Source organism: Paenibacillus profundus (assembly GCF_021369635.1).
Classification (GTDB): Bacteria; Bacillota; Bacilli; order Paenibacillales; family Paenibacillaceae; genus Paenibacillus_B; species Paenibacillus_B profundus.
In genome coordinates this window covers 12390-30667 of sequence record NZ_JAJNBZ010000021.1, presented here as the reverse complement: position 1 = coordinate 30667, position 18278 = coordinate 12390, and the positions used below count along the sequence as shown (strand labels likewise).

Here is an 18278-nt window from a genome sequence, read left to right as displayed (position 1 = left end):
TCACCTCTTTTACTCCCTCTTTTTATCACTTACCAATGACTTCTACTCGCACGTTTTTTCAATATGAGCGGGTGGGCAAATTCTTTTCCGGGCTCAGAGGCACTACAAGTGAATGCATGGTCGATCCAATCGATCGTTTTTAAGGATTCACCCTGTTGGTGTGTAATAAAATACTGGATATTTGTGACTTGCAAAAGTTGGCCGATTTCATTGCCACGCTCATCATCAACCCGAGCCTTTGGCTCATCCAAAAACATAATTGGCGTTGTTGTTCCTTTTTGGTTATCACTTAAAGCTGCCAATAAAATCATTAGACTAGTGCAGGCCTTCTGACCTGAACTAAGGTGTGGGCCATCAACTGCAACAGGTTCCTTCCCATCGTAACCAATAAACAGTTGAATTTCCCAAGTTTCTGGTTCTGGAGTTACTTCTACTAACCTACCTTTGGCCGAAGCCTTTAGTAAGTCCGCTAAATTTTCGAATTCTGTAATATAATTTTTCATAATTTCTTTAATATGATTTCGAAATTGATACAGTAAATCATCGCAAGTACGTTCTAGCTTATCTCTATCTTCCTTTAAGTTTCGAAGGTTTTGTGCTAGTAACTCCACTTGACCTTGCTGTGCCTCGACTAGTCGAACAATTTCTTCACTTACCGAATTATCATAAAGTTTTCTTTTCTCTTCGAGGAGCTCATTTAAACGATTTTGCAATTCCTTGGAAGTAAACAGATCTCCTTGTTGGTTCCTAAAGGCACTTCCTTGTACATCATATGAAATAAACTCGATCTCATCGTCACTTAGTCCCAGTGCTTGTACTTCGGTCAATGCCTGTTCTGTAATAGATGTAAGATAACTAAATTTTTCATGTAAATCAGTATGTTGTTTCAAAAGATCTTCCGCTTTTTGTAATGACCGAGCCCTTTCTTCAGCTAACCCTGATTGTACTGCTCCAATTTTTCGTTCTTTATTTCGGTTTTCTACCAGTTCATGTTTTACCTTGTCCTTTTCCTTTGTCGTATCATCAATTAATACTGATAATTTGGTTGATTCCTCCCGTAAAAGATGATACGAATTTTCCAGATCAGGTAGTCTTGCCAACAACTTTTGATTGTTAATTGCACTGTTAACTTCCCCTAATTCACTCTCTTGTTTACTGATACTATCTTCAAGTTCATTTACTATTTTTTCTTTCTCGTTCAGTAATTCCTTAGTTTCCTTTATCTCTTCATCAATTGCTAATTTCCCACAACATAAGGTATGATACTTTAAATGAATTGCACCATCTTCATCCTGAAGTAGTCCTTCAAGTGTAATGCTTTCTATACCTTTAGCTTGAAGGTCATGACCTTCTTCTACCGTTTCAACTAGATATACATTATTTAATCGCCCCATATATCCTTCCACCTTTTCTCGGTGACTAATATTGATTGCAGAGCGAATGCTTGGATAAGAAACATTTTTTCTTATTGACAGTACCTTTTCTTTTTTAGGTAAAGAAACACGGGCACCATATCGAATCTCTTGTTGAATTTTTTTAGCAGAAAGATAATTGTCAGGTTCCACAATTATCCGATATCGATTATTACCAATATAGGATTCGATCGCTTTTTGCCAACTTTTCATCTCCGGTTTCACACTGATAGCATCGGCAAGCATAATAAATGGAATATGATTTTCCACAAGAGTCTGCCTGAACTTCTTAGCCTCCTCTTTATAAGGAACGAGATTCTTTTCTAAATCAGAAAATTTCCTTTTCAAATGAACGAGTTCAGTCTTTACTTGAGAATAATCTAACTTCGTCTGCTCTAGATCCGCTGTTAACATTTCTTTCAGTTCATTTAAGTAATCAACATTTTGAGGTTCAATTTGTTTAAGGCAATTAATTTGCTCATCTATTTCTTCAATTTGGGTATCAATCCGTGCTTTGTCAACTGTATACTGTGTAATATCTTGGTTTGCTTGCTCCTCGATATCGCCCAGTCTATCGGATTCTAAAATCAATTGTTCAATCTCTTTTTGTTTTACATTAAATTTTACAGTTATCTCATTTACTTTATCTGACTCAAACCTCCCTGTTTTTTCGACTCGATCCATTTCCTCTTTTGTTGACTTCAATTCTTCCTGAAATTCAAAGTATTCAAGTTTTTTTAATATAATTTCAGTCCGTTCGACTTCTATTTCTTTTTCTTGATATAGTCGAAATTTTTCTGCTTTTTGGCTTGTTACTTCAAACCTATTTTTGGCTTGATCCATTTCTTCCTCTGCCTGCTCAATTGCTAGCTCTTGAACGCCCAATCTTTGTTTGCTCTCATCGTAACGTTTTTTGTAATCCTTCGTCCCTTTTAAATTAAAGACTAGATCAAAAAGCTCGTGTGGTGAGGAATTCACAACTTCTCTAACGTTATCGGGATTCATTGCCATCAGGTTACGAAATTCTTTTGTAACTCCAAGGCACTCCTCTAATATATGAAGATATTCACTTACATTTAAGTACGCTTCACTATAGGCTTTACTGTTTAATTGAAGATCAGCCAGATCATAAAATTTACCATCAAATAAATAGTAGTCTCTAGACCATGATTTTTGATCGTTTTTGTAAATCCTGCAACATGCAGTAACTTCTTCTTTAAATTTTCTAACTGGTTCGAAGGGACGAATGCCATTAACCGAAAAATTGTTAAATGCAACCCTTACCACAGCCCAGTTACTCTTCTGTACATAAAATGAAAAAGTCCTTTTGCTTTCGAAATGACTTGCTCCCAACATCAATCGAAGTCCATCCCATATTGTAGTTTTCCCATGACCGGATGGGCCAACAAATGCATTCACCTTTTCATGAGCCTTATACGGTTCTTTAGTCATAGGAAGGTGTCCCCAAAATACAGTTGAAAAGTCTTTAATCATTCCAGTTCCTCCTTACTTGCAGCACTCTCTTCCTTCAATAGATTATTGGTGCTTAAACTTTCAGTTAGACCCTGGATCACATAGTCGCAAATATCCATAAGCATATCGCTATGCAGCATATACATGGCAGGACCAGCTGTTATTTTCGATCTTCCTTTTTCCAAAAGGATATAATGGTGTTTTTTTAGAGCTGCTAGTAAAGATTCAATAGTCTTTTTTATATTTTGCTTTCCTTGCTGAAACTTCGCTCCGTAGCTATAAATAATCTCATCAATCGTCATGCTCAATTCATGTTCAGGTTCAACATGACCGAGTTTTTTAGGTAGAACCAACTTCGCAAACAATATGGTAAGTAACGCCATATGTCTCCTATCTATCCCTTTAACTCTCTTATAAAAGTAATCGAATGCAGCAGAGTCATACTCTTTTTTTAATCGAAGGACATACCAATCCGTCCCGGGCGGGTTGAAAATATCATAACCCACTAAAGAAAAATAAAATTGAACATCTTTAAATAACTTGATATTCCTTTCAATTTGCCCTATTTCCTTTTTGGAAGCCCAACCAAAATGGAACATGGAACATATTCTTTGAGCTTCCGGATTAATAGTAAATTGATTAGTGTCATCCATTGTGATTTCTCCTTATATAACACTCCGTGACTAGTTCAACTGGGCCTTCTTTTAATTCCTTATATACATCGTTAACTTTAAGATCAAACACTTCTTTTTTCTTAATATTTAGTTCTTCATTGTTTTTTACTTCTCTGGATAGTTTGAGAAGCTGACCAGTTTTATACATGGCCTGACCAAAGCTATTGATATCTTGGAAGAGTAATTCATCAATAGGTGCTTGATCTTTTGATATCATCTTCAGCACAATTTCTTGATAAAAAAGTTCCATTGGATTATGAAAGTTCTCAAAGAATACCTCTTCTTCAATAATATCCACTGGTACGGGGGGAGGTGTTGCTATAAATTCATCTTTTTCATTTTCAAAAAATGCTCTTGTCCTGCTATCTATGATTTCTTCTCGTAGTTGGTAAACTTGCTTTGGAACTGAAAAGTTTTTTTCGGAGAACCTTGCTAAAACTTCTTTAGGTGCGTCTTGGATAGCTGCTTCTATCATTTCTGGAGAAATAAATTCACCTAGTCCTTTTTGGTTCTCTCTTTGAAATTGAATGGCCAATGAAAGGATTTGCGTAGCCAAAACTAGAATATTGCTTGTAATATCATAAAATTCATCGTATTTTTCTATAGCAATAACATTTCGGTTGCTTTTGAGCGTGCTCTGCGTGTTTTTAATAACCTCTACAATCCCTTGAATTTGTTTGCCCATTTCTAATATTTCACGGCGTGAATTTTTCTGAATTACACGTTCCAGATAATCTCTCCAAACCGCCAGTTCTCGGAATCCAATATTTTTAATGAGCTCCGTCTGCTCTTCGTCCATATTAAATTCATCGACAAATTCAGCGAGCATGACGGTTGTTTTAATCTGTTCTTCCATAGATAGATTTTCCTTGGCAAAAGATAAAAACATGGACGATAAGAAGGATCTTACCTTTCCCGGAACCTCATATTCAAATCCGTCAAATACAATCCAACCTTTATCCTTTAGTTCTTTGATCACTCTATCTCTGGTTCTCTTACTCATATAGCCTAAATATTTTTGAGCTTCGTCCATCGAAAATCGCCCTGCTTCACTGGCTAATGTCTTGGCTCCTGCTAAAATAAGTGTTATCAATTTAGGACTTCTCAGTCTAAAAATGTCAAATAATTTTAGATGTTTTTCTATTTTTTTGACCATAGCAATATCTTTATGAGACAAATTATAATCGCTTACTGCTGCTTCAAGATTGTGATCATCGGAATCACTCATCACGGGACCACTATCATGATTTTTTATCAGAGTTTCTTCCATAGGAATCCCCCTTTTTGTTGTGCCTCAGGAATTTTTGTATTTTTTAACCATCCATACTTTGCCAATAAAATGATTATATCTCTTTCTCATATAGCGAACAATGCAATACATTTCAATCTCCAATAATAAGTCCAAATAATAAAACTACATATCACCTAATATTGATATTCAATTGGTTATAAATTTGAATACGTATTGTGAAATATCTGATAGGGGAACGATGAATATCAACAACTAAATCGTTTTTTGCAAATTCCTGCTGTAGATTGGTTTTTACTTTTCTTAAACGATTACAATTTGTTTGCATCCCTATCCTCAGTTAAATAGGGGGATTTTTCTTCATAAACGTCAAAAGATATATCTACCGAGGTAATAAACAAGGATAGGGTGTCAGAAGACGATTCTGACGACCACTATCCTTGTTACTTTCCACTATTATATATTATTTTCCATTATTAACATAGGATATGGGCTTATACGCCATAGAACACGTAAGCGGTTAATCTCCCTCATTGCACTCATTAAAAGGCGCTTTTTGTTTTCGTTTAGCATTTATTGTAAATTTTAATCGTCTTATATATTAATCTCATCAAGCATACAATTATATTCTTCTCTCAAAAAATTACTCTTATAATTATGATGTTTTTTTATATAGTTTTTGAGCAACTCTTTTTCAACATAGTGATCTCTTAAATAATCTAAAAAACCAAGGCAAATTGCTTGATAAATTGAAGAACTGATGATATTTTCATCATTTTTCGAGATGTTATCACGAGAAATATTAGGAATTATTTTTCTATCCACATTCACTCTAAATGGCTTTGCAATTAAATCTTTTATAAAGTAATCAACTTTAAAATCAAAACTACTTATCAGTACATTTTTAATATACAACTCACACAAATTTAGAAATCTCTGTGAGTTCACTCTTTCTAGAATTAGGTATTTGTCCATTTTAGGAGAATCAAATACATACACTGTTGTTTTCTCGACAATTGTGCTAGCATCTCCATCTTGACCATATTCTATTAGAACATCAAAATCTAATCCATCAAAGATTTCATCACCACTTTCTATAACTCCTGAAGTAGCTTTTAGATATAAGTTATAGTCAGAAAATATAGACAGGTAGTCAGTGGAGTTTTTTATAATATAATCTTCAACTGCTGCTTCAACATCATCAAGAACTTCATTTCTTTTCTCAAATTCATAATAATCATTAATAAGAGGAATATTTATTATTCCAATCATACCATCGTGAGCGAGTTGATAAATATTTTTATCTAATGGTTCAAGGGTATTACCGTCAAAAAAATACGAATCTCCATAGTACGGAAGAGAATCGATATTATTCTTAAATATTACAGAAGGTTTTTTTAACGTTACTTTACCGTGAACACCGTATAAGTAATCTGAAAGTTCGATAACAATTTCATTACTACTAGCATCCTCACTATTGTACAGTTGATTTTCTATATACATCTGTGATCTATCATCTTTATTGATTATAGTAAATAAAATCTCATCCGTTAAAAAACACTTTTCCAAAAACTCTTTAATCGAACTAATTTCATATCCAAAAACCTCCATGAATTCATTGAAATTAAATGTTATCTCAGTACCGAAAAAGTTAAATTGCTCATTAAGATTTTTAATAGATACATATTCATCATTTTTTGAAAGTTCAAGTTCATATATATTGGAATCGTTATAGTATCTCGTTTTTATTTTCACAATTCTAGAAAGCATGAAACATGATAAAAATCCGATTCCATAGTTTCCTATCGGTTGATACTTAAGATCTTGCATTAAGTAATCATCTGACCTATAGTATGACACTCCAACATTCAAAAAATATTTTTTAATTACTGCAAGAGACATCCCAATGCCGTTATCGATTACTTTGACTTCCTGATCTTTTTCACTTATTATTATTGAAATATGAGCTATAAATTTATCATCCCACAGATTTGCTGTTCTCTCTATTATTTCTTTTCTTACTATACAAGCATCGATTGAGTTTTGTATTACCTCTCTCAGCCCCATTTTCTTATCACTATATATTTGTTCACCCATAAGTAAATTAGTTACTTGTTTAAAATTAACAGTATATCTCAAGTCTGCAATACTGTATCCTTCAGATGTTATATTGTTTTTAACATTATGATATATATTCAGTTTATATCTTTTCTCAAAAGCACATGTAATATCATTAGCTAATTCGATTTCATCATTAATCCAATCGAAATAAATTAGGATTTTTCTATGAATCAACGAATTTGTACTTGTTCCGAAAAACTGAATATACTTTAGTTCTGAATCTGGATCATTAATTACTTTATCGAAATTATGAATAACAAAATGTTGTTCCCATTCTTTCTTACTTATTCCACTTAGAGATAAGCTTTCATACAGTTTATAAGGTGTTCTGTTAACATCAAAGTCAAGGATATCACCTAATCTTAATAATATTGAGCAAAATTTAGAGTTATAATCATAACTACCTTTTTTTCCAACTTCTTTAACGTTATTCTCTATCCAAGTTCTATCTTTAGTATGAGACTTACAAATAATTGCAACATCCTCTGCGTAACTAACATTCATATTTGGTATAGTAAGATCATCTTTTAGCTTCTCCATAATATAGTCATAGGATCGGTCTGCATGAACTATCCTTAAAAGTTCTTGTATTGCCGTTTCGTGATCGCCTGAATATTTTTTCAGTATTACTCGGTAAGATAGGCCCTTGTATTCGAGTTCATTATTTTTAATCTTATTTATTTCTTCTTCTGTTGCTGACATACCAATATCATGTAATAGTGCTGAACATATTAGTAATGCTTTTTCAAGACCGCTTAGTGCATCCAAATCTGGTATCAGTTTCTCTATATGATACATTATTCGTAAAGAATGATTCACATTATGTAAAGTGTAATCTTTGAACACTTGTGATACTCTAATATTTAATAAATCTTTTGTTTTTTTATAGACATTTAAAACTCCTGAATAAAATTCTTCGTTATCTGATTTTAAACTTTTCAATAACTTCGGAGGGTTTGACTCAAACTCAAAATCAATTAAACTGTTATGATTATTTTTATAATTCATTTCGTCATACTCCTAATCTTTTTTATACAACATATAGTCATAAATATCCCACACGTAAGACAATCTCAATACTTATTAGTTACATAGCATTTTAGTGGTGTATATCTGCTTATCCTACACTAGAGGAATAAGAAGAATATCTCCCCTCTGAAATATATATTTCAAAATAAAGAGAATAAATTTACCTCATTTTTTTACTTTATCTACTCATTATTCATATGTTCCAATAACTATATATTTAGTATCGCAGAAGTCCAATTCAAATCAAGGTTTTATTTTCCATTCCATATTTTTTACAACAGTGAACAACATTATACATTGTAAAATGAGTAAATTTGTAACTTTCAGATATGAAACGTTTCCTTCATATTGTACATAACATTCCCAAATAAAAAGAAGCAGGGCATCCATCGTTCCCTACTTCTCCAATTGATTATATATTGGTTATTGTCCTTACGTGAATATATGGAAATCACCTAGCCTAAGTTACAAACAACTCACCCAATTACAGTAATCGCATTTTGCTTAATCTGAGTAACAACTTGCACAAGCTGCTTCTGCCTTGTCCCATCGAACAACTTGATGAAACTTTGCGGTTTATCAAAGGGTGGCTTCACTAGATCCGTGACGTCCTCCAAATAGCCATTTTGTACAATATAGTCAATGACCTTACGAACAAATACGATCTGCGACTGATTCAGGGACTGATCGCTGATAAAGTCAGAAAAAGCTTCATTCGCTGCCTCTAATTCCAACTTCGCAATTTTACGCACCAGCAACCCGAATGGTGCATCTTGATACTCACGTTGATAGTCTTCAGCGGATCCAAGCTCATTCGTAAATATTCGCTCTAGACTTTCATAATCCAGCGCAGTCATTGGAATATTATTACGAAGTTTATGTATGGCCAGGGTATCCCGGTTCTGTTCGATGTAGCGGTTGACCTTGAGTTTGTAATCTTCAAAATCATACGCTTGGTACATCGGCTTTCCTTCTTTGACACTAGTCACTTCATCCATAAGATTCGTATATATTGGGCTTTCTCCACCTTCATCAACCAGAAACTTCATGAGGTCACGGAGTTCTATACGAATCTTTTCAAAGCTGCTGATATTCACATCGGTCCAAAAATCTTCCGAAGCAAGGGTACTCAGAATCAATAGTTTATCTCTGACCTGCGGAATCGTCGCACGTTTTGATAATTGTATCGCTACATCCATCAACTGTTTTTTTACTCTTTTAAATTGCGACGTCCCTTCAATTAAAGCAATCATCAAGCCGTACATGAAATTGTCAAAACGCTTCGCATGCTCATCCGTATCCTCCATAAAGACAAGGGGTGCGATATGATCTACCAATTGGTGCTGATCCGTATCCGATAAACAAATGAAAGCTGAAGGTTCCTTGTACTTCTCCACATATTGCAATTGTAATTTGACTGAGATCAGCTCTAGATTCAGAGCAGCGATTTGTGTAAGTACAGTATCCACAAGAGATGCACGAATTGATTGATGAGTATCATCAATCAACGAAGCAGTCTGTAAATGTTGGATTAATCGTACCCGCTTCGCGAAGATCGTTTCCGATAAACTCTGGGATTCACTGCCCATTAGCCCTTCCTTGTGCTGACGGAAGAATTCGAAGTTACCCAGATAATCGAATATGACAAATGTGGTCTTATCTTGTCCTTCACCAAACAAATTCTTACAAAGCCTCGTCCCACGGCCAATCATTTGCCAGAATTTCGTCTTCGATCGAATCCGTTTGAAGAAGACAAGGTTTACGATTTGAGGCACATCAATTCCGGTGTCTAACATATCGACAGATACCGCAATATGAGGAGCTTTATCAGCTACCTTGAACTCATCAATGGAACTCTGCGCGTAATTGTCTGATGATACGATACGTCTAGCAAATGTTCCTGCGTATTGCGGATACAGCTTATCAAATCGTTTTAGGATATAATCCGCATGTTTTTTATTCTGAGCAAAAATGATCGTCTTACCCAGTCGATCCCCGCCGGCCACTTTGATTCCTTTGGTCATCAAATCTTCTAACACCATATCCACTGTCGATTGGTTAAATATAAATTCATTCACAGCAGGAGAAGGAATAAAGTCCGGTATAACACCGTCTTCATCGGCAAAATCTTCTTCATAACGCGCCCGATCTTCTGGTGATAACTTATCGTATGTAATGCCTTCTTCTAAAAATCGAGTTGTTACTTCGATATTATGATATGGAACCAAGACATGATCTTGTTCTACCGCCGTTTCATATGGATAAGCATATGTAGGCACGCCACTTTCCAACTCAAAAAAATCATAGGTGTTCCGATCCACTTCGGTCTTAGGTGTTGCGGTCAATCCGACGATAATGCCATCAAAGTATTCAAAAATAGCGCGATACTTCTTGAAAATACTACGATGCGCCTCATCCACAATAACTAGATCAAAGTGTCCAGGTGTAAATAGCCGTTTACCGTCATCTTGAAGCGCCGTATCAATCGCATTCAACATCGTTGGATAAGTGGAAAACACAATACGAGCATTCTTGTCATCTTTATTACTAAGCAGATTACATAGAGACATATCGGGAAGATAGTTCTTGAAGTCATCCTTTGCTTGCTTCACCAGCGCCGTCCGATCAGCCAAGAACAGAATGTTCGTTACATATCCACCTCGGGATAGTACATCCGTTAAGCTAGAGGCCGTTCGTGTCTTGCCCGTCCCTGTTGCCATAACTAACAACGCCCGCCGATGACCGGTCTCAATACTCTCACAAACCGCACGTATGGCTTCTTTCTGATAGTAGCGATCTGTTATTTTATTATCGATGACGATTTCACTTAACGTTTTACGTTCCCGACGTCGATGCATAAGCTTCTCCAGATCCGACTTCGAGAACATACCACTAACCTTCCGCTGGGGTGAAGTCTTATCATCCCACAGATAGGTTTCAAATCCATTCGTAATAAACATAATCGGGCGACGTCCTGTCATTCTCTCCAGACAATCTGCATAGAGCTTCGCTTGTTGGGTACCCACTTTCGGATCTTTTGACGTCCGTTTTGCTTCAATAACAGCAAGTGGCAATCCATCTTTGCCGTATAAGACATAATCAGCGAATCCTTTATCCTGTGTGTTCGGCATACCGAGCAACTCCACTTCTTCACGAGCATCATCGCCTAGTACCCAGCCTAACAATTTCAGATCCACGTCTATATATTTCTTACGTGTATGATATTCAGACAGATCTTCTGGTGTAAAATGGCGCTCTTCCTTATGCTGTGCTTTATCTGCCGTAAGCCGATCACTCATGGCCGCAATTTGAGCGCGCAATGCCTCAATCTCGGAATCTTTTTGCTCAATCAAACTATCTTTCTCTTTGATTTTCGCTTCGTCAAGTATAACTTTCTCTTTAGGAATACTAGATTCCGTAAATGTACGTTCCTCATAATTAGCACCATAACAGTAATCAAGCCATTGTACAAATTCGAATAAAGATGCAAGCGCCAAAACCGCATCGCTACGACTAACCGCTTTATCTGTATGAACGGCTAGATTACCCAACTTAATAATATATGGTAGCTTGCCCCATGTCTGCGTTTCCATTGCAAATCGAAAAGTAGGTTCATGGATTAAGGACTGTAGATTATCCTTATACGGCATAGTGATTGTATTATCTGCTGCATAGACCCATTTCACCGCTAGCTCAAACGCCTTCCGGCTCCCCACCGCCGACATGGCCGGTGAGGTTGCCAGTACACGTTCCGCCTCGATACAAGCATTCGCAAACATTTTATATTCCGATTGGTCTTGCAAGAATTCAAAGTTTGCCGACATGATGTTCACCTCGATGTTAGTGATTGATCATTTACTCGAAATACTCGCTCATAAGACTATCAAACAGGTATTGCGTTTCATCAATCGCCTTCTGTAAGAGAGCTTTCTGCTTTTCGATCTGGGTGACTATGGCGGCGAATTGGTTTTGCAAGTTTGTTGGGGGTACAATAACATTTAGCTCATTCAATATTTTTAAGTTTATATTTTTTTGTGCAGACTCAGGTGCTTGTGCTTCAATTATTTTTTGAAAAAAACTGAACCAATATAACACAAATATATTATTTGTTCTTTCATTAGACGTAAAACCTACTACACTATCAGGGAAACATGCATCAAACCCTAAAATTGCTGTTTTTGCTATATTAGCAGCTATCGTAATACACAATGTTCCTACTGGCCATTTTCTACTTTGAGCCAATCCTATATCTGAATAAGTCTGTTTATATTCTCTAATAATGAAGTCCGCTTGAGCTATATCTCCAGTTTGAATTAGAGGATGCGTTCCACCTAACAAAGATGGTTCATTTCTCGGTCTATGCTTAGAAACACCTCTACTAACATCTCCAAGACTTGATAATTCAGCTACCTCCCATCCCTTCTCATTCAACACCGGATCTCCAAACATATCATAAAAAATCGACTTAATCAGTTTGTCCAACTCTGCAAGCTGTTTTTTGCGCATGGCAAGAAGTTCAGCGGCGGTGTCTAAGGTTTTGGCGATTTCTTTTTGTGTTTCTAGCGGTGGTAGTGGAATTTCAAAAGATCTAACCTGCTTCAAATATATCCCTTTTTGTGCCACACCTCTTGAAGATCGTATAAGCTGTGGAGCAATACTCATTAATGTATACATGAGAAAATTTGAATCTAATAGATCCAAACTTGGTTTCAACACAGCAACACTGCGTTGAAGTGTGATTCTTGGAATGCCATCAGGAACTACGGCTGTTCGACCAATTGTCCCCACAATTGTTAACAAAACATCTCCCACGTTAATAGAGGTTCGTTTATCTTCTATAATAAAATCTTTTTCACTCAAGTATCTAGGTTCATGAAATGATATAGAACCATTGTTTATGTTTTTGGAACTAAGCATAAGGTATTCACTAAACTCTATACCTTCGGGAGGATTATGACTACCATCCGTTATACCTGTACAAACATCCCCCAACTTAACACTTTCCCACTTACTCACCCAGCATCCCCCTTAACTCCTCCATCTTGGAAGCAATGTTCAGGTTCAATTCATCCAGGCGATTCATAATTACCTCAGGAGCATCGTACTCGATCTTTTCATACACAATCTCTTTATACCGATTAATCGATAGGTCATAATCTTTCTCGGCAATCGCAGACTTGTCTACCAAGAAGCTTTGTTCTGTCGGTTTACGATCTGTCTCACCCGCAAGGTTGTGGAATCGAGAGAGAATATCGGGAATATCATTTTCATCAATCTGTGAACGCTTATCATCCAAGGAGAAGCCGTCCGCTTTCATATCATAGAACCAGACCTTATCAGTTCCGCCGGCACCTGTCTTCGTGAAAATCAAAATCGCCGTACTTACACCTGCATAAGGCTTAAACACACCACTCGGCAAGGAAATAACCGCTTGTAATTGATGATTCTCCACCAGTTCTTTACGCAATGATTTATGCGCTTTTGTCGTTCCGAACAATACACCATCCGGCACAATACATGCACAGCGACCACCTTTACGAAGAAGGCGCAAGAAGAGTGCAACGAATAAGAGCTCTGTTTTTTTCGTATCACAAACAGTCTTGAGATTATCATGAATACTCTCTGCATCCACCGTACCTGTAAAAGGCGGATTGGCAAGAATCATATCATATACAGAAGCAATGTCGTTCTGCTTCGATACGCTATCTACATAATCAATATGCGGTTGAGTAATCGAATGCAACATTAAGTTCATTGCTGATAGACGAAGCATTGTACGGTCTGTATCGAATCCCGAGAACATATCTCCAGCAAAATGCTCCCATTGTTCGCTCGTCATACTCGCTTCATATGTTTCACGAATATATTCCGCCGTGGAGATCAAAAAGCCTGCCGTCCCACATGCGGGGTCACATATCTTATCATCAGGCGTTGGCGCAAGAAGACGCACCATCATATCTCGAATATGCTTCGGTGTACGGAACTGACCATTTTGTCCTGAGGTCGCCAGCTTGCCAAGCATATACTCGTAGAGATCGCCTTGCATGTCCAAATCTTTAATATCGTGTTCATAAAGTTCGTCTAATCCCGTAATGATCTTCTGTAACACTTGTGGTGTGGGGATCAGGAACATCGCATCTTGCATATATCGTGAAAAGGCTGTCGTATTCTCGCCATTCATCTCTTTAATAAATGGAAATACTTTCATTCCCACAATTTCATAGATCTCACGAGGATCCTTCGTCTTGAACTTGCTCCAACGCATCTCTTGTCCTGCTTCATCTTGCGGAAAAATCTTGGATGCTACACCACCCAACGCCTCAAAGCTCTCATTTTCCAATTCCTTTTCATCGAGAGAACGAATGAACATTAAATACGTAAGTTGTTCAATAACCGTCAACGGGTTACTAATACCACCCGCCCACATGTCGGTCCATATTTTATCTACTTTGTTGCGAATTTCTCCTGTCAGCATGCTTCTTCCCCTATCTCGAGTTCAAAGTTCTAAAATTTCCTCTAAATCGCACATAACTACTACTTATATTCAACTCATTATACACCATCAAGTCTTACAAGCTATGTGCAAGATAGATCAATGTATCCCCATCATATCGTCTCGGGAACGGTACTTGCAGCTTCCTTCATCCCGGATGCGATTTCTCCTAGTCCCTCATGAACAGCCTGATCTTGGTGAGCTATATTGGCAGACTCTGTTGCATCCCCCATCATCATTTCGTAATGTGCATAATGGTTTGTTTTAAGAAATATCTCCCTAAATACTTCCATATATCTATCTATTGCATCACCGTTACTTTCAATATATAAATCTTCATTAATAGAATGTGATCCATCATGCAACCATGACAATAATGAACGATAAATTATTTTTTGTTCCATCTCAAAATATTTCTCAAAATCATTAATGTCCATATTCCCAAAAAACTTGAAGTAATTCTCAAGAATTCTTCTCATTATATTTTGAATGGAAACTACATTTTGATTATAGGGATTTCTCAATTCCTTCCAAAGCATTTCATAGGATGTTTTGATTGGATTATTCGAGTACGGTTGAATAGTTGTAACATTATTGACCTTTCTCAAAATCCAATACCTGCCTTCACTAAAGTTCTTTTTTCCTTGGCTAAACGTTACTTCTTTGTGGAAATATATATTGTGTGTGAGAATAAAAAGTTGTTTAATATCTAATCTATTCTCTTTGCAATCAAACATCAATTCCCTCACCAAACTGCTAACCATGAATAGAACCGTACTATCTAGACTTGATATTGGATCATCTATAACAACAACTTTTTTCGTCACAATCTCATTAATATCATTACTACCTTTCAATAGTTGATAAAAATACAAAAAAGTGATGAGTGTCTGTTCCCCTTCACTTAGTGTTTCACTGACCTCTTCCCCGTTCTCACGTACGATTTGATAATTCCCTTCTCCTGGAGCGGAAGCAAGTTTAAAATTATTGAATCCAAACGCTTTTAAAATACTATTTATTTGGTTGATGGAGTGCTCCACATTTGTAATCTGTTGCTGATAAATACCCAGTTCCTTTTCAAATCCATCTTTATATTGCTTCTTCTTCGCAATGGCCCCTTCTAGACCACGTACAGTTTTGTCTATGGCTGCTTTCTTTGAATTGTAATCATCTGAGCTTTCTCGATTCTCTTCTACGATATAACGCCACATGTCCCGAATTAAATTTTCCTTTTCCAAGCGACTATTCTCAATTAACCTATTAAACTCATCGATCTTTTTATTAGATTTCATAATCTCTTCATTGGTACTATCAACGAACGTAGATATTCCCGCCAGCTTTATACTTTTACTAGGTTCTTTCTTCTTCTGTTCAATTAACAGTTTGTTCTCGTCGACTTTTGATTGTATAAGAGTTAATAAGTTGTGCACTTTCACGTGATCAATAAACGTATTATTCTCATTCTTCAATGTACTTTCAATTTGCGAGACGATGTACCAAATGTGTTGAATATATCGATCAGATGTATCACTTAATTCTTTGACTTGCGATTCATATGTATGATCAAAATAATTATTCAGTTTTTCCTCAAAAAATTCAGGGAGCGTTTGTTGGCAAAATGGGCATATACCATCTGTCTTCTTTGTGATCATAACCCCTTGATTTACCCAGTCACTGATTTGCAAACTCGTGATTAGTCCAGCTAAATCAACGTCTTCTTTACCAATGATCCTTTTGGAGAAAATAGAATCCGATTCTAATACTGAATCAAATCTAATGATCGATGGTTTAGTAATAAACTCTTCCTTACGATCATACAAACTTTGCTTTTTAGATTTAATATCTTCTAATGATTTTAGTTCTCGTTTGTTCGACTTTGATTCTTCAATACACTTGGACATAAATTTTTCTTTAGAATTTCGAACTCCCTTGAGCATCTCGTTGAAATCGACTTCTACTTTTTTCATTAACTTCCAGCAAGCTTCTTTAAACTTTTGATCTAATTCTGATAATTCTCTCTTTTTATCTTCAACTAATGCTAATCGATTACTAATTTCTTCATCGTGCTTATTAATTTTTTCCTTCAAGTCACTAATCTTCGCCTGTGCTTCCACAGAGTCTTTACCTAGAGTGAAGATTCCCTTAATAGGGTTACCTTGAAGAAAGTTCTCCTTCACAAAATTACGGTTATACACATAGGTTGCTATCTTTTTATTGCCTTGCCAATCAATAGAGCAGCTTGGAAAGTCGTTCGAATTTCGAATTAGTTCTGATAATGTCGTTTTCCCTGAACCATTATTGCCATAAATAATATTGATCTTTTTCAAATTATCTAGAGTAACACCTGTGTGATTATATGAAGCTACGTCTTTTAACAGAATTTTCTCAATCAACTTAACCCCTCCTTACTTATTCAGAGTAATAATTGATCGTCTCATAAAGTTTTACTATACAACAACAATTTTCCACAGTTATACACATGATTCTACAGAACTATATATATCCCCTTCTAATGAACTATCTTTTCACCCAACTACAGTGATACATCCTTCTCAATAGGAAATATTATTCCTTTGTTAATCAACGAACAAAATGTCAATCAAACCTTTTCTTTTTTCCTTAAAAATCACTTGCGAATTTTAGACAATGTTTTCGGATTGTGGGATTCTGTAAGCGGTACCAACACTGCTACAATAAACATGCAACGAAAATGAACTCAGTTCAGGGGGAATAAAAAATGAAAAGGTTTTCTATGTTGCTGATAGCTTGCATGCTAGTTGTGGGGGCGCTGAGCGGTTGTGGAAATAGTGAGTCGGATTCAGCTTCATCAAATAAACTCGTCATCTACAGTCCGAATAGCGAAGAAATCATCAAGACCATCATTCCAATGTTTGAAAAGAAAACGGGGATTACGGTTGAGCTTGTAACGGCTGGAACGGGCGAGATTTTTAAGCGCTTACAGTCTGAAAAACAAAATCCCTATGCTGACGTGATGTTCGGTGGTTCGATGGCTGGTTTCCGTGAACATGCCGACCTGTACGAACCTTACGTATCACCTGAAGACCAATATTTAATTGAAGGTCATCGCAATACTACGGGCTTCGCTACTCCTTATATTTCAGATGGAAGCGTGCTCCTCGTGAACAAGAACTTGATCGGCGATATCAAAATTGAAAGCTATGAAGATTTGCTAAATCCAAAGCTAAAAGGAAAAATTGCTTCTGCTGACCCGGCAAGCTCAAGCTCTGCCTTCGCTCAGCTAACCAATATGCTGAAAGCAATGGGCGGCGACTACGAGAATCCGAAAGGCTGGGACTATGTTAGCAAATTGATTCAGAATCTAGATGGTAAAATTGCAAGCGGTTCCGGTGCGGTTCACAAGAGTGTCGCTGACGGTGAATATGTTGTTGGCTTAACTTACGAAGACCCTTCTAACACGTATGTCAGAAACGGTGCACCTGTAGAAGTCGTGTATCCGAAAGAAGGCGCCGTATTCCTGGATGCAGCATCCGCTGTTATTAAAGACGCACCGCACATGGACAATGCCAAGAAGTTCATCGACTTCATTCTTTCACAAGAAGCGCAAGATGCGTTCGGCACGCAATTAACGAACCGTCCGCTTCGTATAGATACGAAGCTTGGAGATTACATGACGCCATATGCCAACATCAACATGATTGATGAAGATACGGACTATGTAAGTGAGCATAAATCCGAAATCATCGAGCAATACATCTCTCTGTTCACAAGCATCAAATAATTTATAATAGCGTGTCAAAAAGTCCGGTTTTCAGCGAGTTACCTTCTGCCGTGCTTCGTGATCAAAA

9 protein-coding genes are annotated in these 18278 nt (G+C 36.6%); 1 reads left to right on the top strand and 8 read right to left on the bottom strand.

Annotated features, from left to right (window positions below):
* Positions 1-29: 29 nt before the first annotated feature.
* The 8 genes from LQV63_RS21090 to LQV63_RS21055 all read right to left on the bottom strand — a co-directional run bounded on the left by LQV63_RS21090 (position 30) and on the right by LQV63_RS21055 (position 16844).
* A complete protein-coding gene (locus LQV63_RS21090) occupies positions 30-2906 on the bottom strand; it encodes a coiled-coil domain-containing protein (RefSeq protein ID WP_233698183.1) in 2877 nt (958 codons plus the stop codon).
* The gene (locus LQV63_RS21085) at positions 2903-3538 is read right to left on the bottom strand and encodes a hypothetical protein (RefSeq protein WP_233698182.1); all 636 of its coding nucleotides are present in this window, start codon (positions 3536-3538) and stop codon (positions 2903-2905) included. Before LQV63_RS21085 ends, LQV63_RS21090 begins: the two co-directional genes overlap by 4 nt.
* Entirely contained in the window at positions 3531-4829 is a 1299-nt protein-coding gene (locus tag LQV63_RS21080) for a hypothetical protein (protein WP_233698181.1), read from the bottom strand. The genes LQV63_RS21085 and LQV63_RS21080 overlap by 8 nt, the downstream gene beginning before the upstream one ends.
* 573 nt (positions 4830-5402) lie before the next feature.
* Positions 5403-7937 (bottom strand): HD domain-containing protein, encoded by a 2535-nt coding sequence (locus LQV63_RS21075; protein ID WP_233698180.1) that lies wholly within the window; start codon positions 7935-7937, stop codon positions 5403-5405.
* A gap of 497 nt (positions 7938-8434) precedes the next feature.
* Positions 8435-11782 carry a DEAD/DEAH box helicase family protein gene (locus LQV63_RS21070; RefSeq protein ID WP_233698179.1) on the bottom strand — a complete coding sequence of 1116 codons (3348 nt, stop codon included), beginning with the start codon at positions 11780-11782 and terminating at the stop codon, positions 8435-8437.
* A 31-nt stretch (positions 11783-11813) separates the two neighbouring features.
* Positions 11814-12974, bottom strand: coding sequence for a restriction endonuclease subunit S (locus tag LQV63_RS21065; RefSeq protein WP_233698178.1), 1161 nt, complete (start codon positions 12972-12974; stop codon positions 11814-11816).
* A complete protein-coding gene (locus tag LQV63_RS21060; protein WP_233698177.1) occupies positions 12967-14433 on the bottom strand; it encodes a type I restriction-modification system subunit M in 1467 nt (488 codons plus the stop codon). Before LQV63_RS21060 ends, LQV63_RS21065 begins: the two co-directional genes overlap by 8 nt.
* 131 nt (positions 14434-14564) lie before the next feature.
* Positions 14565-16844 carry an AAA family ATPase gene (locus LQV63_RS21055; RefSeq protein WP_233698176.1) on the bottom strand — a complete coding sequence of 760 codons (2280 nt, stop codon included), beginning with the start codon at positions 16842-16844 and terminating at the stop codon, positions 14565-14567.
* Positions 16845-17188: 344 nt separating this feature from the next.
* Between LQV63_RS21055 and LQV63_RS21050 the strand changes: the two genes are divergently transcribed.
* Positions 17189-18211 carry an ABC transporter substrate-binding protein gene (locus LQV63_RS21050; RefSeq protein ID WP_233698175.1) on the top strand — a complete coding sequence of 341 codons (1023 nt, stop codon included), beginning with the start codon at positions 17189-17191 and terminating at the stop codon, positions 18209-18211.
* The last annotated feature ends 67 nt before the right edge of the window (positions 18212-18278 follow it).